This window comes from Azoarcus sp. DD4 (assembly GCF_006496635.1).
Classification (GTDB): Bacteria; Pseudomonadota; Gammaproteobacteria; order Burkholderiales; family Rhodocyclaceae; genus Azoarcus.
This window is the reverse complement of record NZ_CP022958.1, coordinates 4,247,447-4,268,158: the sequence shown is the minus strand read 5'-3', so window position 1 is coordinate 4,268,158 and position 20,712 is coordinate 4,247,447. Positions and strand designations below refer to the sequence as shown.

Below are 20,712 nucleotides of genomic sequence, written 5' to 3'. Positions count from 1 at the left end.
GACACGCTTCGTCGCAATGTCTGCGTAGGGCCAATGCTCTCGTTTATTAGGGGCGACTGATTGGACGTTGCCGTCTGGGGGTATGGGTTTGCTACCCTCGCTTACTGCGGTTTCGCCTTGTATGTCTTTCTTGCCTGGCGTGGTGGGCGGCCTGGTGGCGCCTTGCTTGCAGCCGTCGCGCTGTCGGCAGTCTGGGCGTTGTCATGCGTGGGCGCGGCCAGACACGCTGAGGGGCTGTTTCCATTTCTGTCCGCCATTGCGGATATTGCCCGCGGGGCCAGTTGGTACGTTTTTCTCCTCATCTTGCTGCAGCCACTTGGCGGACGGCGGCTTCTTTGGCCACGCATTTGCGCAGTTGCTGTTGTGGTTTCCCAGTTGTCGCCTGTTCTGCTGTTGTGGTTCGGACTGTTTGACGAAACACCTGGGAGGCTGTTGATCAGTGCCTCGCTGGCCAATGCCGTGCTCGGGCTCGTGTTGGTTGAGCAACTCTACCGAAGTATTCCGATGGTGTCCCGATGGGGCATGAAGCCGCTCTGTCTGGCGCTTGCGGCCGGCTACATTTTTGAACTTTACCTGTTTGCCGATGGCGTGCTCTTCGGACGACTGGATGAAGACGTATGGTCGGTGCGCGGAGTCGCGCATGCATTGCTGATTCCTTTGATCGGATTGTCTGCCAGCCGCAATCCGTCATGGACTTTGCGGATGTCGGTGTCGCGGGAGATGGTGTTTCATTCGACTGCGCTTGCCGTCTCCGGCTTGTATCTGCTGGTGATTGCCGCCGCTGGATACTACGTCAGGTATTTTGGCGGCGACTGGGGAAGGGCGCTGCAGTTGACGCTGCTCTTTGCTGGCCTGCTCCTGCTTGGTACCTTCGTGTTCTCGGGCGCGCAGCGAGCACGCTTGCGTGTACTCATCAGCAAGCATCTTTTCCCATATCGCTACGACTATCGAAACGAGTGGTTAAGGTTCACGCAGGCGCTGGCCTCGGCAGATGGGCAGCTCGATCTGGGGCAGTCCGTGATCAAGGCCTTGGGAGATCTTGTCGAAAGCCCAGGTGGGAGTCTGTGGTTGCGGGGAAATGACGGCAACTTCGCTATGCGCTCGCATTTGAATCAAGGGAGTAGCAATGCTGTCGAGCAGGCGGATTCCTCCTTGTGTGTCTTTCTCGATCACAGAGAATGGGTGATCAACCTAGAAGAGTATCGTTCCAGTCCGACCTTGTACCAAGGTCTCGTGCTGCCGGAATGGCTTTCCATGCAAGGAGACGCGTGGCTGGTCATCCCGCTGAAGAGCGCTGGGGCCTTGGTTGGTTTCGTCGTGCTGGCTGCTCCGCGGGCCCGCTTCGATATCGACTGGGAGGTGCTCGATCTGTTGAAGACCGCGCAGCGCCAGGCGGCGAGTTATCTTGCCCGGATGCTGACTGCGGAAGCCTTGCTCGAGGCTCGAAAGTTCGAATCCTTCAACAGGATGTCGGCCTTCGTCGTGCACGACCTGAAGAATCTGGTCGCGCAGTTGTCGCTGATGCTGAAGAACGCTGAGCGTCACGGACACAAACCGGAGTTCCAGGCCGACATGCTAGAGACGATCGCTCATGTCGAGGCTCGCATGCGTGGTTTGATGATGCAATTACAGGAGAAGCGCTCGATCGATCCGCCGCGTGCCGTCAATATGGGATTGCTTCTTGAGGCGGTCAGCCGCTTACGGCATGCGTCGAAGTCTGAGGTTGTGGTTTTCGATGAAACTGAAGGGGCAGCGGTTGTTCTTGGGCACCCGGAGCGCCTGGAACGGGTGTTGGGGCATCTTGTGCAAAATGCCCTTGATGCGACACTCGTGGGTGGTAAGGTATCAATACAAATACATAGTGCGGGGGCAGACCGGATCGCCGTCGTCGTGGAAGATACTGGGTGCGGCATGTCCCCCGAGTTCATCCGGGAGCGGTTGTCGCGTCCCTTTCAGACGACCAAGACGAGCGGTATGGGCATAGGGGTCTACGAGGCCCGGCAGTACCTGAGCGAACTGGGTGGAACCCTGCACTACGACAGCGAAGTCGGGCGCGGTACGCGGGTGACTGTCGAACTGCCACTGGTCAGACGGGATCCGATGCCTCCTGCTCGGGAAGTGGAGTTTCAGAATGGCTGACAAGCAACGCATACTCCTGATCGTCGAAGACGATCCGGCGTTGCAGAAGCAGATGCGCTGGGCCTTCGACGCCTTCGAGACTGTGGTTGCAGAGGACAGGGAGTCGGCGATCGCCCAGTTGCGGCGATACGAGCCGGCCGTGGTGACCATGGATCTGGGTTTGCCGCCGGCGCCGGACGACGTGTCGGAGGGCTTTCGCCTGCTGGGTGAAATGCTGGCGCTGGCGCCGGATACCAAGGTAATCGTTCTGACCGGACAGCACGACCGCGACAACGCAGTGCGGGCGGTCGGAATGGGTGCTTATGACTTCTTCGCCAAACCTTTCGAGCCCGAGTTGCTCGGGCTTACTCTCGAAAGGGCGTTCCGTCTGCACGATCTTCAGCTGGAAAACGCGCGCCTCCAGGCGCAGCAGGGAAGCGCGTTCGCCGGCCTGCTGACGCGGGATGCCGGCATGCTCAGGGTGTGCCGTACGGTAGAGAAGGTTGCCAATGCGGCTGTGACGGTTGCATTGCTGGGGGAAAGTGGCACCGGGAAGGAGGTTCTCGCACGCGGCTTGCACGCGCTTTCGTCGCGGGCGAAAGAGCGTTTCGTGGCGATCAACTGCGCGGCAATTCCAGAGAACCTGTTGGAAAGTGAGCTCTTCGGTTACGAAAAGGGTGCTTTCACGGGCGCAGTCAAACAGACTCTCGGCAAGATCGAAACGGCCCACAAGGGCACCCTTTTCCTGGATGAAATCGGCGATCTGCCGATGTCGCTGCAGGCCAAGCTGCTGCGTTTCCTGCAGGAGCGGGTCATCGAGCGGATCGGCGGTCGCGAGGAAATCCCGGTCGATGTGCGCATCGTCTGCGCTACCCATCGAGACCTGAAGATGCAGATCCGGCAGGGGCTGTTTCGCGAGGATCTTTACTACCGCTTGGCAGAGATCGTTGTCGACATCCCGCCGCTACGCGACCGCGATGGCGACGCAGCGTTGTTGGCGCATGCTTTCGTACAACGCTTTGCCCGCGACAACGGACGCGGCTCGATGGGCTTGACCGATGATGCGATTGTCGCAATCGAGGCACATCAATGGCCGGGAAACGTGCGCGAACTGGAAAACTGCCTGAAGCGCGCCGTGATCATGGCAGACGGCAACCGTATCACCGCCGACGACCTGGGCTTGGTCGTGGCGGACGAGGACATGGAGCGGCTCAATCTCCGGCAGGTGCGTGATGAGGCCGAGAGACGGGCGGTAGTGAGGGTGCTGGCACGGACCAACGGCAATATCGCCAAGGCGGCGGAGGTGCTGGGCATCAGCCGGCCGTCGCTGTACGACCTGATGAATCGCTTCGATCTTAAGAAGGAGAACTGATCTTGGCTACGTTTCGCGCAAACCGCGCCCGTAAACACGGCTCTGGTGGATACCGGCGCGCCGGTCTCAGCCTGATTGTGGCGCTGCTGGTGGGAGCCTGTGGCCCCAGCCCGGAAGCCATGGTCGATTCGGCCAAGTCCTATCTGGCCAAGAACGACCTGAATGCGGCGAGCATCCAACTGAAGAACGCCCTGCAGGAACGCAGCGACCTTGCCGAAGCGCGTTTTCTTCTTGGCAAGGTGAACCTCGAGCAGGGGAATCTTCCGGGCGCCGTCAAGGAGTTGCAGCGAGCGGCAGAGCTGGGCTTTGCCGACGAGCAGGTGGCCCCATTTCTCGCGCGTGCCCTCGTCATGTCAGGTGAGTTCGACCGTGTGCTCAAGGATTACGACGGGAAGAAGCTGAACGACACTGCTGCCCAGGTTGTCCTGACGACGGCGGTCGCGACCGCCCATTTCGGCAAGGCAGACCTGCCGGCGGCGCGTGCGGCATACGAACAGGCGCTGCAGCTCAGCCCCGAGGACGTCCAGGCGCGCATTGGCCTGGGCCGGGCGAAGTTGTTCTCCGGTGATGCGCCCGCTGCGCAGGCGGATGCGGAAGCGGTACTTGCCAAACAGCCGAAGGCCGCAGAAGCACAGGGATTGCTGGCTGACGCGTTACTGGCCCAGAACCGTCCGGACGATGCCGCCAAGGCGCTCGAGGCGGCGATCCAGGCCACCTCCGACAATGTCGGCTACCACTTCGCCCTGGTCTCGCTGTTACTGAGACAGAATCAGGAAGAGCAGGCGATCGCGAAGCTGGAAGAGATGAAAAAGGTGGCGCCGGCGCATGCGCTGACGCGATACCTGCAGGCCTTCATCGACTTTCGGAAGAATCGCATTAACGAGGCGCGCGACGGTGTGATGCTCGCGCTTAAGGACACCCCGGACTCTTTGCCGGCAAACTTGCTCGCAGGCGCGATATTCGTGCGATTGAATGAGCATGAGCAGGCTCGTGCGCATCTGAACAAGGTACTCGAGCGCGCACCGTCGCAGGTATTGGCGCGCCGATTGCTCGTTGCTTCCTATCTGGCTGCAGGGCAGCCGGATCGGGCGCTCGAAGGGTTGCAGCCCTTGATGGGGATCAGGAATCCCGATCCGACCTTGCTGTCGCTTGCCGGGCAGGTCTATATGGCCAACGGCGACGCAGAAAAGGCCGAAGAGCTATACAGCCGGGCGGCTGCGGCGCAACCCGACAGTGCCCAGGCTCGTACGCGACTGGCCATGGCCCGCATGGCTGCTGGCGATTCGGAGCGCGCTTTCGCCGATCTCGAAGCTGCATCGGATCTTGACCAGAATAGCGGACAGGCAGACGTGGCCTTGATCGTCTCGCACCTGGTGCGCCGCGAGTTCGACAAGGCGCTGGCCGCGCAGGCGCAGTTGGAGAAAAAGCAGCCGAACAACCCGCAGACCCATAACCTGAAGGGTGGCATTCTGATGGGTTTGAAGGATCTACCGAAGGCGCGGCTTGCTTTCGAGAAGGCGCTGGAATTGAAACCTGATTTCCTGCCGGCTGCGAACAATCTGGCACGGCTGGACATGGCCGACAAGCGCCCGGATATGGCAAAGGCCCGCTTCGAGACGCTCCTGCAGCACAATCCAAAGCATGCCAACGCCTTGATCGCCTATTCCGAGCTGCAGGTTGCTTTGGGTGAGCCCGCGGCTACGGTATTGGCCACACTGGAACGGGCAATCGCGGTAGACCAGACTGCAGTGCCGCCGCAACTGGCCTTGATTCGCCACCATCTGCGTCAGCGCGACGGGGCAAAGGCGCTCGCGCTTGCGCAAAAGCTTGCAGGCACGCAGTCTGGTAATCCGGCAGTCGTCGAGGCGCTGGGCCGCTCGCAACTGCTGGCCGGGGAGCAGCAGCAAGCGCTGGCGACGTTCAACAAGTTGGCGTCCATGCAGCCGCAGGCAACGGCGCCCTTGCTCCTGCTGGCCGACGTCCAGCGTGCGGCGAAGGAGACGACGCAGGCGGAGCAGTCGCTGCGCAAGGCGCTGGAAATCCAGCCGAACCTGGTCGACGCCCAGCAGCGGCTGGCGGGGCTGCTCATCCAGCGTGGTGCCAGTGGAGAGGCCCTGAGCGTGGCGAAGTCGGTCCAGAAGCAGCGGCCGGATGCCGCGGTCGGCTATGCATTGGAAGGCGACGCGCAGTTTGCGGCATCGAAGTGGCCGGAGGCGGCGAATGCGTATCGCGCTGCGCTGAACCGGCAGCGGACCGGGGATGTCGTCCTCAAGCTGCATGCGGCCATGATGCGTGGCGGAAAGCGGCAGGAGGCGGACAAGCTGGTTGCCGACTGGCTGAAGGATGAGCCCAGGGACATGGCTGTGCGAGGTTATATTGCCGAGCTTGCGCTGGCCGAAAAGCGTCTTCCCGAGGCTTTGCACCATTTCCAGGTCATGCATGAGGTCGCGCCGCGCAATGCGCTGGTACTGAACAACCTTGCCTGGACAGCAAGCCAGCTCAAGGATGCACAAGCGCTGAAGTATGCTGAACAGGCGCTCGAGCTTGCACCCGACAACGCAACCGTTCTCGATACCGCCGGCGTGATCCAGATGGACAACGGCCAGACGGAAAAAGGGCTTGCCAACCTGGTTCGCGCTGTATCGCTCGCCCCTGATGTGGCTGCCCTGCGCATCAATCTCGCCAAGGCCTATGTCAAAGTTGGCCGCAAGGATGACGCTCGCAAGGAGCTCGACATCCTGAAGCCCAAGCTCAAGGACGGGACTCCGCAGCAGCGCGAAGCCGCTGAACTCTTGAAGAGTCTCTGAACAAAACCAAGCAATTCGACACGATCAAGGATCCGTCATGACCACCATTGCCGTTATCGGCCTCGGCTACGTCGGACTGCCGCTTGCTGTAGCGTTTGGCAAGCAGTTCCGCACGCTCGGGTTCGACCTTTCTGCGGAGAAGGTTGCCGCGTATCGGGACCACTTTGACCCTACGGGCGAGGTCCCGACCGAGGATCTGAAGGCTGCCGTGCATCTGTCCTGCCATACCGATCCCAAGGTGTTGGCGGAGGCCGATTTCGTCATCGTCGCCGTTCCGACTCCGGTGGATGATGCACACAATCCGGATTTCACCCCCTTGGTCAAAGCCTCGGAGACGGCCGGACGCAATCTCAAGCGCGGCGCGATCATCGTCTATGAATCGACAGTCTATCCAGGGGCGACCGAGGAGGTGTGCATCCCCATCCTCGAGCGCGAGTCGGGCCTCAAGTGGAAGCAGGACTTCTTCGTCGGCTACTCGCCGGAACGGATCAATCCGGGGGACAAGGAGCGTACGGTTACCAAGATCGTCAAGGTGGTGTCGGGCGATACTGCCGAGACGCTCGCTACGGTTGCCAAGGTGTATGGGGCAGTCATCACCGCCGGTGTCTACCAGGCGAGCTCGATCAAGGTCGCCGAGGCGGCAAAGGTGATCGAGAACACCCAGCGCGACCTCAACATCGCCTTGATGAACGAGTTGGCGGTGATCTTCCACAAGATCGGCATCGACACGCTCGAGGTTCTGAACGCGGCAGGCACCAAATGGAACTTCCTGCCCTTCCGTCCCGGTCTGGTTGGGGGGCACTGCATCGGTGTTGACCCCTACTATCTCACCTACAAGGCCGATATGCTCGGCTATCACCCGCAGGTCATCCTGGCAGGGCGTCGCATCAACGACGGCATGGGCAAGTATGTGGCCGAGCAGACCGTGAAGCAGATGATCGCGGCGGGGTCGAGCATCAAGGGCGCCAAGGTGGTCGTGCTTGGGCTAACCTTCAAGGAAAACTGCCCCGATCTGCGCAACAGCAAGGTGATCGACGTCATCCGCGAGCTTCGTAGCTACGGTTGCGAGGTGTTCGTACACGATCCGGTTGCAGCGTCGTCTGAGGCGGTTCACGAGTATGGCGTCGAGCTTGTCGAATGGGAACAGTTGCCGGTTGCCGAAGCAATGGTCGCGGCGGTCGCGCATCGCGAGTACCTCGACATGCCGCTAGCGGAGTTGCTTGGCAAGCTCAGGCCGGGCGGGGTGTTCTCCGACGTCAAGTCGTCTTACGATCCGGCTGCCTTGGTTGCAGCGGGAGTGACGGCCTGGCGGCTCTGACGCGGCTGGGCTTCATCCCTTTGGCGAACGGGGGGATCATGGGCAGGGCGCTGGCGGGGTGGTCCAAGGGTAGGGCGCTGGTGCTTGGCCTGATGGTGGCGCATGGATTCTTTCTTGCCGCTACGGCGCATGCGGATACTCAGGTAGCAGAGGCGTTCGCCCGCCAGGCTCGTTACCTTGCCGAGCAGGCGTTGTCCTACGAGCACGGAGAGGGCGTGCGACGAGATCCGGAGCATGCCGCTGTGCTGTATTGCGAAGCGGCTCGCCTGGGTGATGCCGAGGCGATGTATGCGCTGGGCTGGATGTATGCCAACGGGCGGGGCCTGGTGCGCAATGATCCCTATGCTGGAACCTTGTTCGCCATGGCCGCCTTTCTCGGCAACGAGCACGCCGGGCGGATGGTGCGATATACCGGCGACTACACCGGAGCGGTTCCCGACTGCCTGCATCCGCCGCCGGAAACCATCCTTGAGGACTGGCCGGCCGAGGACTCCATCCTCGCCATGCCGCCCGAGCGGCAGCGCATTGCGCGTCTGCTGATGGCTCATGCTCCCAGCTACGGCATACGACCGCGTTTTGCGCTGGCGATAGCGCTTGCCGAATCCAACCTAAACCCCAACGCTTTGTCGCCCAAGAACGCCATGGGCGTGATGCAGCTCATTCCCGAGACCGCGCTGCGTTTCAACGTGCGCAAGCCCTTCGATCCGGAGGAGAACATCAAGGGGGGGCTGGCTTATCTACGTTGGCTGCTTGCTTACTTCCGCGGCGATATCGCGCTGGCGGCCGCTGGCTACAATGCGGGGGAAGGCGCGGTTGACCGCTTCCGTGGCGTGCCTCCCTATCGTGAAACGCAGCTCTATGTCGAGCGCATCCTGGCCTTCGTCCGTAACCGCTACCATCCCTTCGATCACCGGGTGGTCGACGCCAGTCCGGCACTGCAGCAGAACAAGACTGCAGCCACAACCGAGGAGCAGGGGTCATGAAGCAAGGAGTCAATTGTGCACAACGCAGGCGGCTGCTCGGTTGTCTTGCCGGCATGCTCATGGGGGCTACGCTGGTGTCGGCATCATCCGCGCGCGCGGATCTGATGGAGATCGTGCCGCGTATCAAGCATTCCGTTGTGGCGGTCGGCACCTACCAACGTACCCGCAGTCCGGCCTTCCGTTTTCTCGGCACTGGTTTCGTCATAGGTAACGGTCGGCTGGTAGCGACGAATGCGCACGTGCTGCCCGAAGCGCTGGCGGCCGACCAGCTCGAAACCCTGGTGGTCGTGCAGCCCAGTGGTGAGTCGGGGCAGGTGGCACGCCAAGCGACGCGTGCAGCAGTCGATCGCAATCACGATCTGGCAATCCTGAAACTGGACGACGGCGCAACGCTGCCGGCACTGTCGCTTGGCGGTGGCGGGAATGTCAGGGAAGGGCAGGCGATCGCCTTTACCGGGTTCCCCATCGGCAATGCGCTGGGGATGACGCCCGTCACTCACCGCGGCATCGTTGCTGCAATCACGCCTATCGGTATTCCTCAGGGCAATGCGCGTGATCTCAATCCAGCCCTGGTGCGACGACTGGGGGCAGGCTCTTTCCCCGTCTATCAGCTCGACGCAACCGCCTACCCGGGCAACAGCGGCAGCCCGGTGTTCGATCCCGAATCCGGCGATGTGGTGGGCGTCATCAACATGGTCTTCGTCAAGACCACCAAGGAGAGCGTGTTGAGCGACCCCTCGGGGATCAGCTACGCCATTCCGGTCGAACATCTGCGCGCGCTGCTTGCGAGCGTTCAGTAGCTGCGAGGCGATGGCCAGGCGACGGGGCGTTCTGCTGACCAGACGTGCGGATCCCGCCATTCCTCGTGGCCTACAGGGAAGCCCTTGGGAGTGCGGACAATAGGAAACCCGCAGAGCAGCATCTCAGGCGGGTTTTTGGCGTCTGGCGCCAGGCGTTGGTGCGCGATGTGGTCCCGCCAGCAGGAATCGAACCTGCATCTCAGACTTAGGAGGTCCGTGTTCTATCCATTGAACTATGGCGAGACGCGGGGCGCATTCTAGCTGCTCACGCGCTGCCGACCAAGCGAGGATTGCGTCGTGGCGCATTCACGGAGGTGGCAGGCGGGAGGCTTAGGGAAGGCGAGGGTCACCCGAGTTGCTCGGCGTTCCTTCCGATTCGTGCGTCTGTGTTGGCCGGTCTGCGGCTGGCGGCAGCAGGAAGTCCTGAGGTCGGGTGAGCAGGCGCTTGAGCAGGAGGCGGCCAAGGTCGCGGCCTTGGGCAAAACTGATGCGGCGGGCACGCATCGCCACATACAGCGTGAGGGTGAAGCTCACGACCAGATTGACCGCCCCGATCAGCGCGACGCCGAACAGGGCGAAGCCGAGCGTCTGCCATGGAAGGGAGAAGTCGAATGCGGCGCCGGCGTAGCCGACGTAGGCTGATGAAAAGGCGATATGGCGAATGTCCAGCGGCAGGCCGAAGAGTACGCCGAGGGCGCTTGCGCCGCCCAGCAGGAAACCGAAGAAGAAGTTGCCGGCGAGTGCCCCGAGATTGTTTTCGACGTAGGTGGCGACCCGCCCCATGCGCGCTTCGCCGAGTAGGCGGCGCGGCCAGCGCAACTGCAGGAGGCGCTGTGGAATACGGTTGTAGGCCGAGAGATTGTCGTGATAGGCGGCGATCAGCCCGGACAGGAACAGGCAGACGCCGGCCACGCCCGCAAAGAACAAGGCGCCGCTGCGCGGATCGACTTCTCCCAGCAGGTGGCTGGCTTTTGTGGCGTCGATGAAAGGGCTGCCGCTGATCGCCTGGACGGCGACGGCGAGCATGATGGCCATTGGAATGGCAACGCCGACGTTGCCCAGGATGGCGCCGATCTGGCTGCGGACAGTGCGCGCGATGAGGTCGGCAAGGGCGTCGAGGTCGCGTGTCTTGCCTTGTGCCTCGCCTATCGATGCGGCGATGGCATTGGCGGTCATCGCGGGTTGCTTGGTGGCGACGGTGCCGCCGAGCATGTGGATCAGTACGAAGCCGATGCCATAGTTGAGGCAGAAGCTCAGGGTCTCGTTGAGCGGTGCAAATCCCTGGCGACCGAGAACGATCTTGAGTGCGGCCATGCAGGCGATGATTACCCCGCCGAGGGCCGCCGAGCGCAGGATGCCGAGATACTCGCTGCGGGTGGTGGTGATGTAGTGCTCACCGGTTCGACTGGCGCTCTCTGTCATGCGCAGTGACAGCAGTTCGACGTTCTGACTCCAGTAGTCGGACAGCCGGTTCTTGCGGCACTCGGCGTGCACCAGTTGTTTGAACAGGCCAACGGCGGAAGGGATCAAGCTGCGAGGGTCGCGGCTGCGGTGCAGCTCGGTGAGCAGGGCAAGCAGTGCGGCGATGCGGTCCAGGTGCTGACGCAGGCGTTCAAGCTTGAAGGTTAGCGTGAGGCTGGTGCCGATCCGTGTCGCCTTGCGCCGCACGCGCTGCAGGACGTCGCGGCACTGGTCCAGCATGACCGTGAGGTGCTTGTCGTCGTCCGGCGGCGAGTCGGGCGCGCGCCACCAGGTCTGGAAGCGCTCCAGGTAGAGCAGTACTTCCGCGTTTTGGGCGAGGAAGGGAGATTCGTATTCCTCGAGGTCGGGATCGACCCGGATGAGTTCTGGATCGAGGCCAATCGCGGAGACGTGGTAGGAGAGCACGCGCAGCGCTTCGACGATTTCGGCGATGCCCTTGGGCAAGCCTTCGGCGCCGGGCGCATCGTCTGCGGGGAAGGCGAACAGCGTACGCAGCAGGTCCTCCCACGCGGCGTCGGGAACGGCGCTGACCCAGGCCTCGTCGTCGCCACGATGAAAGACGGCCGACAGCAGGTCCTTCATGTAGCTGGTGTCGATGACTGCCGGGAGCAGCCGGTCCGACAGGCGGCGGGCTGTTTCCGAAAAGAAGCCGGTCGATGGCAGCAAGCCCGACGACACATAGAGCGATACCTGCTTGCGGTCGTGGAACAGGCGTTCCAGCGCGCGGCGCAGGTTGGCGCACAGGGCGGGGTGCGCGGCGAGCGTGCGGGTGAGGGTGCGCAGGCGCTCCGTCGCGGCGTCCGCCTGGTGAGCGCGGGGTGGCCGCAGCATGTCGACCAGCGCGGTCCACAGTGCGGTGTCGTCCTCTCCGGCAGCGCCGAAGCGTGCGAGCAGTGTTTCCATAGGCCTTCCCTGTCGGTTACGTGGCCGGGGTGCGGCGGTGCATTATCCGGGATACCCCCGTTTCTGCGCAGACCGTTAAAATCCGTTTTCCTTTGCCTTGCCCCAGAGCACTCCATGCCCTTGCTTTCCGTCGAAAACGCTTGCCTGGCCTTCGGCCACGTCGATCTGCTGGATCACGCCGAGTTCCAGCTTGACACCGGCGAGCGGGTCGCGCTGATCGGCCGTAACGGTTCGGGCAAGTCCAGCTTGCTGCGTGCGTTGGCCGGGCAGGCCACGTTGGATGACGGCACGGTGTGGCGCCAGTCCGGTCTGGTGGTCGCCTATGTGCCGCAGGAAGCCGATTTCGAACTCGAACGTGACGTCTTCGCTACCGTGGCCGATGGGCTGGGCGACGCTGCCCGATTGTTGGTCGAATACCACGAGGCCATGCAGGCAGTGGCCGAGAATGCCAGCGCCGAGCATCTGGGCCGCCTCGAGTCGCTGCAGCATGAGGTGGAAGCCGCAGACGGCTGGCGCCTCAGCCAGCGTGTCGAGCATATGCTGGCCCGTCTCGGACTGCCGGCCGAGGCGAAGGTTTCCAGCCTGTCGGGCGGTGGTGTCAAACGCGTCGCGCTGGCGCGTGCGCTGGTGGCCGAGCCCGACCTGCTGCTGCTGGACGAGCCGACCAACCACCTCGACCTCGACGGCATCCTGTGGCTGGAGACGCTGATCCGTGAATTCCGCGGCGCGGTTGTCGTGATTACCCACGACCGTGTTTTCCTCGACAATGTCGCCACCCGCATCATCGAGCTCGACCGCGGTCGCCTGGCGAGCTATCCCGGCCGCTTCAGCGACTACCAGCGGCGCAAGGCCGAGGAACTGGACGCGGAAGACAAGGCCAATGCGCGGTTCGACAAGCTGCTGGCACAGGAGGAGGTGTGGATACGCAAGGGCGTGGAAGCCCGCCGTACCCGCAACGAAGGCCGGGTGCGCCGGCTTGAAGCGCTGCGGCGCGAGCGCGTGGCGCGGCGCGATCGCCTCGGCAACGTGAATCTGGCGATGGACCGTGGCGAGAAGAGCGGCCAGATGGTGGCCGAACTCACCGACGTTACCAAGCGCTACGGTGACCGCGTGGTGGTGCGTGATTTCTCCACCCGCATCATGCGCGGTGACCGCGTGGGCCTGATCGGGCCGAATGGTGCCGGCAAGACGACCTTGCTCAAGCTCATCCTCGGCGATCTGCAACCTGATGCGGGCACGGTTCGACGCGGCACGCGCCAGACGGTGGCCTATTTCGACCAGCTGCGCGCCCAGCTCGATCCGGAGCTGCCGCTGACCGAGGTGATCAGTCCGGGGTCGGACTATGTCGAAATCGGTGGCGAGCGCAAACATGTGATCGGCTATCTCGGCGATTTCCTGTTCGCGCCGCAGCGTGCCCGCTCGCCGGTGAAGTCGCTCTCCGGCGGAGAGCGCAACCGCCTGCTGCTGGCGCGCCTCTTTGCCCGGCCGGCCAACGTGCTGGTGCTGGACGAGCCGACCAACGACCTCGACATCGAGACCCTGGATCTGCTGGAAGACCTGCTTGCCGGCTACGACGGCACGCTTTTCCTCGTCAGTCACGATCGTGCCTTCCTCGACAACGTCGTCACCCAGGTGATCGCGGCCGAAGGCGATGGTCGTTGGGGTGAATACGCAGGCGGTTACGGCGATTGGCAGCGTGTCCAGCTTGCCCGTGACGCCGGGCGCCAGACTGAGCAGCGGGCGCAGCCGCAGGTGCCGAAGGCGGCCGCGGCGTCGCCGAAGCCGGCTGCGACCCGGCCGGCCAAGCTGTCGTTCAACGAAAAGCGCGAGCTCGAAACCCTGCCCGATCGCATCGCGGCACTCGAGGCCGAGCAGACAGCACTGCACGCACGCATGGCCGATCCGGCGCTCTACCAGCAGGCGCCGCAGGAAGTGGCCAGCATCAAGGCGCGGCTCGATGTGCTCGATGGCGAGATCGAGGCGGCGATGATGCGTTGGGAAGAGCTCGAGAGCCGCTCTGCCAGTACCTGAGCTGCGGCCTTCGCCCGTCTAGGGGATGACGGTCTGCGCGAACCGGGCACTGGCCGCCGCCGCACCAAGAAATACCGCCAGGTGAAAGGCGGCCCACAGCCGGTAACGTCGCGCGAGCCGGGCGGGTTCCAGATCGGAGATCAGGTAGAGGCGGCCGTCGGCCGGCGCCCTGACTACGTGGGCTTCCGGCGCGGCATCGAGGTCGCGGTGTCGTTGCTCTACCTCGTGTCGGGCTTGGGCGCGCGCATGTTCCCATTCATCGAGGTCGATCTCGCCGTTGCCGTCGTGGTCGAAGCGCTGCAGCAGCGCGCGATGGTCGGTTTTCCAGTGGGCAAGCAATTCACGCACTTGGGCGGCGATATCGAAATCGGGCGTGATGCTGCCCAAAGTGGCAAATTCGCCAAGTACGTAGATCGGGTCGTGGCGCAGCAGGCTCCACTGGATCTGGCGCAGCTCGCCACGCTCGATGACGTCGCGCCGGCGTACCAGCATTTCCGCACCTTCCGGATCGACCGCACATTGACCGCTGCCATCGTCCAGGAGGAAGGAGGCATCGCTTTCAGTGGTGGCTTCGTGGCGCCACTTGCCGTCGTGCTGCTTGCGGAAGGTCTGCAGCCGGTACCACAACACCGGCAGGCCGGTGAGGGGCGACAGCACCGGCACGCCACCGAGCGGCTGGCCGCATCCGCGCAGCTCGGCGTAGCCCTGCGCCGCAGAGGCGACGCGCGCGGTGGGGGTGTCGAGAATCTGGCGCGCGTGGCGCACGGAGCGTTGCCAGCCGAAGAGCCCGGAGACGAGCAGGAGCAACAGCGCCGCGAGGCGGCCCGGGCGGCTGTCGAGGCTCAGGGCAATTGCGATCAGACCGAGCTGAACGACGGGCAGGCTGAGGTTGAAGCCGTCGCGGCGCAGCCGGACCAGCATGGTGTGCGAACGCGTTGCAGCCGATGCGCGCGCTTCAGGCCCGGAACAGGGCCTTCAGATCGACGTCGGCTTTTTCCGCAGAGGCGAACTCGAGCAGCGGCTGGGCAATGAACTGGAACAGGCGCGCCACCAGCAGATCGGGGAACTGGTCGATGCGGATGTTGTGGAGATTGACCGCTTCGTTGTACCACTCGCGGCGGTCGGCAATGGCGTTCTCTAGCGCAGTGATCCGAGTCTGCAGCTGCATGAAGTGTTCGTTGGCGCGCAGCTCAGGATAGGCCTCGGCCACGGCGAAGATCTGGCCGAGGCCGCTGCGCAGCATGCCTTCGGCAGCGCCGAGAGCCGCGACGTCGTGTTGCTCCCGCGCACTTGCCACCCGGGCACGGGCTTCGGTGACGCGGGCCAGGGTTTCCTGCTCGAATTGCTTGTACTGACGGCAGACCTCCACCAGCTTAGGCAGTTCGTCGTGGCGCTGCTTGAGCAATACGTCGATGTTGGCCCAGGCCTTGGCGATGTTGTGCTTGAGCTGGACGAGGCCGTTGTACACGATCACGCCGTAGAGGGCGGCGATCACGATGAAGCCGAGGAAGATCGCGGCGGACACACTCATGCGGGGCTCCGAAAGTTTGCCGCATGATATACGCAAATGCGCTGAATCCGTTGATACGCTTGGCATTCAATCCGATGCCAGGCGGGAAGCGAGGCTCCGCTCAGCCCGCCGTGCCGGCATCGTTGGCCGGCAGAAACCGCGGGATCACCTCGTCAGGGGCGCCGAGGCGGCGCAACAGGGTTTCACGGCCTATCCGCAGCAGGGCTTCGATGGCGGCGATGTCGTCGGGCAGCGCCGCGTCGTCCCAGCCGTGGGCAACGTGGCGGGCGAAGTCGGCGGCCAGCGCGATTGTGCGTACGCGCGGATGCTCCGACTGGGTTTCGTCCAGCAACTGCACCAACAATCTCGGCAGGTGCCAGGCGTGGATCAAGGCGAGTTGAATCTCATGGGCGGTGGCGCCGAATACTGCGCGCTGGGCCGTGACGCTACGCAGCGTGCGGTCGGCCCGCTGCAGGGTATAGACCTGCTGCGTGAGCGTCGGCGCAAATACCCAGCACACGATTTCGGCGGCCTCGCTCAGCAAGGCCGCGACGGTGATCTCGTCGGCATCGAGGTCGTGGCGCACGATGGCCCAGTCGCGCGCGTAGCCGGCGGCCCGGCGGGCACGGGCTGTCACCTTGAGAACGCCGAGCAGCGCTTTGGGATAGGCCGCCAGCGTGTCTTCGACGGTGGGCATGTCGCTGAAGATATCGAAGAAGGGGGCAAGCCCCAGCATCATCACGGCCCGGTCTATCGTGGTGATGTCGTGATTCTGAGCCGATCCGCGGTGGGTCTCGAGGTAGGTGAGCAGCTTCATCGTCATCAGCGGATCGCCCAGCACGACGGCAGCGATCTTTCGGCTGCTGACGGTGTCGATCTCGGCACGCAAGGCGTCGAGGGCGCGGACGGTGTGGCGCAGGACCGGCAGCGGACGGGTCGAGAAATGCTCGACGTAGGCGTCGACCGAGGGCAGGGGGCGGGTAAGCAGGCTCATGGCGCTGACGAACGTGATGGGCTGTCCGGATTATCGGCTGTCATCGTGCCGAACTGAAGCGCGTCGGCAGCACAGGCGGGTGGGCGCAGGGGTTTTCGATATAATTCCCGGCTTGTGCGGGCCGCGCCAGGCTTGATGCCCCCGCCCGCTGCATGCCTTCGAACATCAAGGAGAGAGACTCGTGACGACATCCTTCAAGGCGTTCCTGATCGAGCAAGCCGAAGACAAGAAGGTGCAGGGCCGTCTCACCACGCTGTCCGCCGATCAGCTCGATGCCGGCGAGGTGCTGATCCGGGTGCACTATTCAAGCATCAACTACAAGGATGCGCTGGCGGCGACTGGTGCCGGCAAGATTATCCGTCGTTTCCCCTGTGTCGGTGGCATCGATCTCGCAGGTGTCGTGGTCGAGAGTGCGGATTCGCGTTTCAAGCCGGGCGACAAGGTGATCGCCACCAGCTTCGATATCGGCGTGGCGCATCACGGTGGTTATGCCGAATTGGCGCGGGTGCCGGCGAACTGGGTGGTGCCGCTGCCGGCCGGGTTGGACTTGTTCGAGGCGATGGCGCTCGGCACTGCAGGATTTACTGCGGCGCTCGGCATCGTTCGCATGGAAGACAACGGTCTGGCGCCCGCCAACGGCCCGGTGCTGGTCACCGGTGCGACTGGCGGCGTGGGCGGGCTGGCTATCGACATGCTGGCCAGCCTCGGCTATCACGTGGTTGCCCTGACCGGCAAGGAGAGCGAGGCGGGTTACCTGAAGATGCTGGGGGCGAGCGACATCAAGCTGCGTTCCAGCATCGATCTCGACAAGGTGCGTCCGCTCGAAGGCGCGCTCTGGGCCGGTGCCGTGGACAACGTCGGCGGGCAGGTGCTGCATTGGGTGCTGGCGACGATGAAGCAGGCCGGGACGGTGGCCAGCATCGGCAATGCGGCGAGTTTCAATCTCGACACCACGGTCTTCCCTTTCATCCTGCGTGGCGTCAGCCTGCTCGGCGTGGATTCCGGCTACATCGGTTTTCCGACCCGCCAGCGGGTGTGGGACAGGCTCGCGACCGATCTCAAGCCGCGCCATCTTGCCGCGATCACGCGTACCATCAGCCTCGACGAGCTTCCCGGCGCCTTCGACGCCTTCATCAAGGGGCAAGTCAAGGGGCGTACCGTGGTGCGCATTGGCGCCTGAGCGCCCACTCTGCATGCGGAGATCTCGCCTATGAGCGCTGACGACGACAACCCGACCATCACGAAGGTACTCGTCGTCGACGATTCCCGCATGGTGCGCGCATCGCTCATCAAGCACTTGCGCGGACGCTTCGAGGTGCGCGAGGAGACCGACGGCGAGGCCGGCTGGCAGACCTTGCTGGTCGATCCTTCGATACAGCTGGTCCTTACCGATATCGGCATGCCGCGCCTGGACGGCTTCGGTCTGCTCGAGCGCATACGCAGCTCCAAGGTCGCGCGGGTGCACGACATCCCGGTCATCATCATCTCGGGCGACGAAGACGATGCCGCGCGTGAACGTGCCATCAAGATGGGCGCAAACGACTTCATCACCAAGGGCATCGGCGGAGTCGAGCTGATCGCCCGGCTCGAGTCATTGTCGAGACTGGCCCAGACCCAGCGCGAGCTCGAAGCGAGCCGCGCCGCGCTGGCTAGCCAGAGCCCGCTCGATCCCGCGTCGGGCTTGGCCACCGAGGCCTATCTGAATGTGCACGGCGAGCAGGAAATGGCGCTCGCACGTCGTCACCAGGCCGACATCTCGGCCATGGTGATCGAGATCGATCACTACGAGCAGCTGGTGGAATGGCATGGTGCCCATGTCGCCCAGCTGATCACGCGCAAACTGTCGAAGATCCTGTCGAGCAAGGTACGCAAGGAAGACACCGTCGCCCAGCTCGCACCGGCGCAGTTTGCGGTGTTGTCGCCCAGCACCGATCCGCTCGGTTGCTGTGCGTTCGCGCTGCGGATGCAGCGGGCGATGGAAAAGCTGGTGATGACGTACCGCGAGGAACGCATCCGCATCAGCGTCACCATCGGTGTGGCGAGTTCGTCCATCGATGGCATGCAGACGGTCAGCCACCTCGTCGGGGTGGCTGCCGGTCGAGCCCAGGCTGGCAAGGCGGCGGGGGGTAACCGCGTCGTCAACGACCAGGGCGAGGTCGATCAGACCATGGTCGACCGTTACATGAAGCAGTTGATCAGCATCGACCATGCGCTGCTTCAAATCCGGATCGGGGCCGCCGACGAAGTGGCCGACCGGTTGCCGGAAGTCATTACCACCCTGCTCCCACTACTCGAGTTGATAGAATCCCGCGTGCATTGCGGGATCCCGCTCGGGGCGCTTAAAAAATACGATAAGGAGTCGGGGCCTGGCAATGACGAGGCGGAGGGAACCCGAACCTCTGCATAAAGCAGTTCCGGAAGGCGATCGCGGTGCAGAGAGGTGTGCCGTGGATCGTCACGTCATTTGCAAAAGCAGGGAAATTGGAAGGGAGAGGATGCTTATGACCACCTACAAGGATTTTCACCGTCGGTCGATCGAGAAGCGCGACGAGTTCTGGGCCGAGCAGGCCGAACTCGTGCATTGGAATAAACCCGCCGAGCAGATCTGCGACTTTTCGAAGCCGCCGTTCGTCAAGTGGTTCAAGGGCGGTGAAACCAACCTGTGCTACAACGCGGTCGATCGCCACGCAGCCAACCGCCCCAACGACCGGGCGCTGGTGTACATCTCCACCGAGACCAACGAGGAGAAGGTCTATTCCTTCGCCGAGTTGCAGCGCGAAGTCGAGCGCATGGCGGCGATCTACCAGGACTTGGGCGTCAAGCGCGGCGACCGTGTGCTGATCTATATGCCGATGATCGCCGAGGCGGCCTTCGCAATGCTGGCCTGCGCCCGCATCGGCGCGATTCACTCGGTGGTGTTCGGCGGCTTTGCCGCCGGCTCCCTGGCCACCCGCATCGACGATGCCAAGCCGGTGCTGATGGTCAGCTCGGACGCCGGCATGCGCAACGGCAAACCGGTGCCCTACAAGCATCTGGTGGATGAAGCCTGCAAGCTGGCCGAATTTCCGCCGGCCAAGGTGCTGATCGTCGACCGCGGCCTCGACAAGGGCTTCCCCAAAGTGGAAGGCCGTGACGTCGATTACGCCGAATTGCGCGCCAAGCACATTGACGCCAAGGTGCCGGTGACCTGGCTGGAGTCCTCCGAGCCGAGCTACATCCTGTACACCTCCGGCACCACCGGCAAGCCCAAGGGCGTGCAGCGCGACACCGGCGGCTATACCGTGGCGCTGGCCGCGTCGATGAAGCACATCTTCACCGGTGGCAGCGGCGAGACCATGTTCTCCACCTCGGACATCGGCTGGGTGGTGGGCCACAGCTACATCATCTACGGCCCGCTGATCGCCGGCATGGCCACCATCATGTACGAAGGCACGCCGCTGCGTCCGGATGCCGGCATCTGGTGGCAGATCGTCGAGAAGTACAAGGTCAGCGTGATGTTCTCGGCGCCGACAGCGGTGCGCGTGCTGAAGAAGCAGGACCCGGCCTTCCTCAAGAAGTACGACCTGTCCTCGCTCAAGCACCTGTTCCTGGCCGGCGAACCACTGGACGAGACCTCGCACCAGTGGATCATGAGCGAACTCGGCATTCCGGTCATCGACAACTACTGGCAGACCGAGACCGGCTGGCCGATGCTCGCCATCGTGCGCGGCGTGGAAGACAGCAAGATCAAGCTCGGCTCGCCCGCCTTCCCGGTGTATGGCTACGACCTGCGCATCTTCCGCGAGGACGGCAGCGAATGCGGTCCGAACGAAAAGGGTATCGTCGGCATCGTGCCGCCGCTGCCGCCGGGCTGCCTGTCCACCGTGTGGGGCCAGGACGAGCGCTTCGTCTCCACCTACTTCAGCCTGTTTACCGATCCGGTGGTGTATTCGTCGTCCGACTGGGGCATCAAGGACGAAAACGGCTACCACACCATCCTCGGCCGCATGGACGACGTCATCAACGTTGCCGGGCACCGTCTCGGCACCCGCGAGATCGAGGAGGCGGTGCAGACCCACCCGGCGATCGCCGAAGTGGCGGTGGTCGGCGTCCATGACGAGCTGAAGGGCCAGATGCCGATGGCTTTCGCGGTGGTGAAGGACGCGAGCACCGTCGACTCCGCCGAGAAGCGCGCCGCGCTCGAGAAGGAGGTGATGAAGAAGGTGGACGAAAGCCTCGGCGCGATCGCCCGCCCGGCCCGCGTGCACTTCATCAACGGCCTACCCAAGACTCGCTCGGGCAAGATGTTGCGCCGCTCCATCCAGGCGCTGGCCGAAGGCCGCGACGCCGGCGACCTGACGACCATCGACGATCCGACGACGCTGGATCAGATCAAGGCGGCGCTCGCCAGTTGA

At 63.5% G+C, this 20,712-nt stretch carries 14 protein-coding genes and 1 tRNA gene; 10 read left to right on the top strand and 5 right to left on the bottom strand.

Annotated features, from left to right (window positions below; genetic code table 11):
* The first annotated feature begins 60 nt into the window (after positions 1–60).
* From prsK to CJ010_RS19680, 6 genes are read left to right on the top strand one after another with little or no spacing between them, the layout of a single operon-like run.
* Positions 61–2,139, top strand: coding sequence for an XrtA/PEP-CTERM system histidine kinase PrsK (gene prsK, locus CJ010_RS19705; RefSeq protein ID WP_141019630.1), 2,079 nt, complete (start codon positions 61–63; stop codon positions 2,137–2,139).
* A complete protein-coding gene (prsR, locus tag CJ010_RS19700; protein WP_141019629.1) occupies positions 2,132–3,490 on the top strand; it encodes a PEP-CTERM-box response regulator transcription factor in 1,359 nt (452 codons plus the stop codon). The genes prsK and prsR overlap by 8 nt, the downstream gene beginning before the upstream one ends.
* A gap of 2 nt (positions 3,491–3,492) precedes the next feature.
* A complete protein-coding gene (prsT, locus tag CJ010_RS19695) occupies positions 3,493–6,297 on the top strand; it encodes an XrtA/PEP-CTERM system TPR-repeat protein PrsT (protein ID WP_141019628.1) in 2,805 nt (934 codons plus the stop codon).
* A 37-nt stretch (positions 6,298–6,334) separates the two neighbouring features.
* Complete coding sequence (locus CJ010_RS19690) at positions 6,335–7,615, top strand: nucleotide sugar dehydrogenase (RefSeq protein ID WP_141019627.1); 1,281 nt, start codon at positions 6,335–6,337, stop codon at positions 7,613–7,615.
* Between the two features lie 38 nt (positions 7,616–7,653).
* A complete protein-coding gene (locus CJ010_RS19685) occupies positions 7,654–8,598 on the top strand; it encodes a lytic transglycosylase domain-containing protein (protein ID WP_371415672.1) in 945 nt (314 codons plus the stop codon).
* Complete coding sequence (locus CJ010_RS19680; RefSeq protein WP_141019626.1) at positions 8,595–9,398, top strand: serine protease; 804 nt, start codon at positions 8,595–8,597, stop codon at positions 9,396–9,398. The genes CJ010_RS19685 and CJ010_RS19680 overlap by 4 nt, the downstream gene beginning before the upstream one ends.
* Before the next feature lie 168 nt (positions 9,399–9,566).
* Here the strand turns inward: CJ010_RS19680 and CJ010_RS19675 are convergent.
* Both CJ010_RS19675 and CJ010_RS19670 read right to left on the bottom strand, forming a co-directional pair.
* A tRNA-Arg gene (locus tag CJ010_RS19675) sits at positions 9,567–9,641 on the bottom strand.
* An 87-nt stretch (positions 9,642–9,728) separates the two neighbouring features.
* Complete coding sequence (locus CJ010_RS19670) at positions 9,729–11,783, bottom strand: site-specific recombinase (RefSeq protein WP_141019625.1); 2,055 nt, start codon at positions 11,781–11,783, stop codon at positions 9,729–9,731.
* Between the two features lie 114 nt (positions 11,784–11,897).
* Here CJ010_RS19670 and CJ010_RS19665 point away from each other — a divergent pair, with 114 nt between their 5' ends.
* Complete coding sequence (locus tag CJ010_RS19665; RefSeq protein ID WP_141019624.1) at positions 11,898–13,814, top strand: ATP-binding cassette domain-containing protein; 1,917 nt, start codon at positions 11,898–11,900, stop codon at positions 13,812–13,814.
* 18 nt (positions 13,815–13,832) lie between these two features.
* On the opposite strand, the gene CJ010_RS19660 is transcribed toward CJ010_RS19665, so the two are convergent.
* The 3 genes from CJ010_RS19660 to CJ010_RS19650 form a co-directional block, all read right to left on the bottom strand.
* Positions 13,833–14,735, bottom strand: coding sequence for a hypothetical protein (locus CJ010_RS19660; RefSeq protein WP_141019623.1), 903 nt, complete (start codon positions 14,733–14,735; stop codon positions 13,833–13,835).
* 34 nt (positions 14,736–14,769) lie between these two features.
* Positions 14,770–15,345, bottom strand: a complete 576-nt coding sequence (locus CJ010_RS19655) for a LemA family protein (protein WP_141019622.1) — start codon at positions 15,343–15,345, stop codon at positions 14,770–14,772.
* A gap of 100 nt (positions 15,346–15,445) precedes the next feature.
* Positions 15,446–16,318 (bottom strand): HDOD domain-containing protein, encoded by an 873-nt coding sequence (locus CJ010_RS19650; RefSeq protein ID WP_141019621.1) that lies wholly within the window; start codon positions 16,316–16,318, stop codon positions 15,446–15,448.
* A 181-nt stretch (positions 16,319–16,499) separates the two neighbouring features.
* On the opposite strand from CJ010_RS19650, the gene CJ010_RS19645 reads away from it, so the two are divergent.
* The 3 genes from CJ010_RS19645 (at position 16,500) to CJ010_RS19635 (ending at position 20,712) form a co-directional block, all read left to right on the top strand.
* Positions 16,500–17,498, top strand: a complete 999-nt coding sequence (locus tag CJ010_RS19645; protein ID WP_141019620.1) for an oxidoreductase — start codon at positions 16,500–16,502, stop codon at positions 17,496–17,498.
* 30 nt (positions 17,499–17,528) lie between these two features.
* Entirely contained in the window at positions 17,529–18,725 is a 1,197-nt protein-coding gene (locus CJ010_RS19640; RefSeq protein WP_141019619.1) for a response regulator, read from the top strand.
* A gap of 94 nt (positions 18,726–18,819) precedes the next feature.
* Complete coding sequence (locus tag CJ010_RS19635; RefSeq protein WP_240794422.1) at positions 18,820–20,712, top strand: propionate--CoA ligase; 1,893 nt, start codon at positions 18,820–18,822, stop codon at positions 20,710–20,712.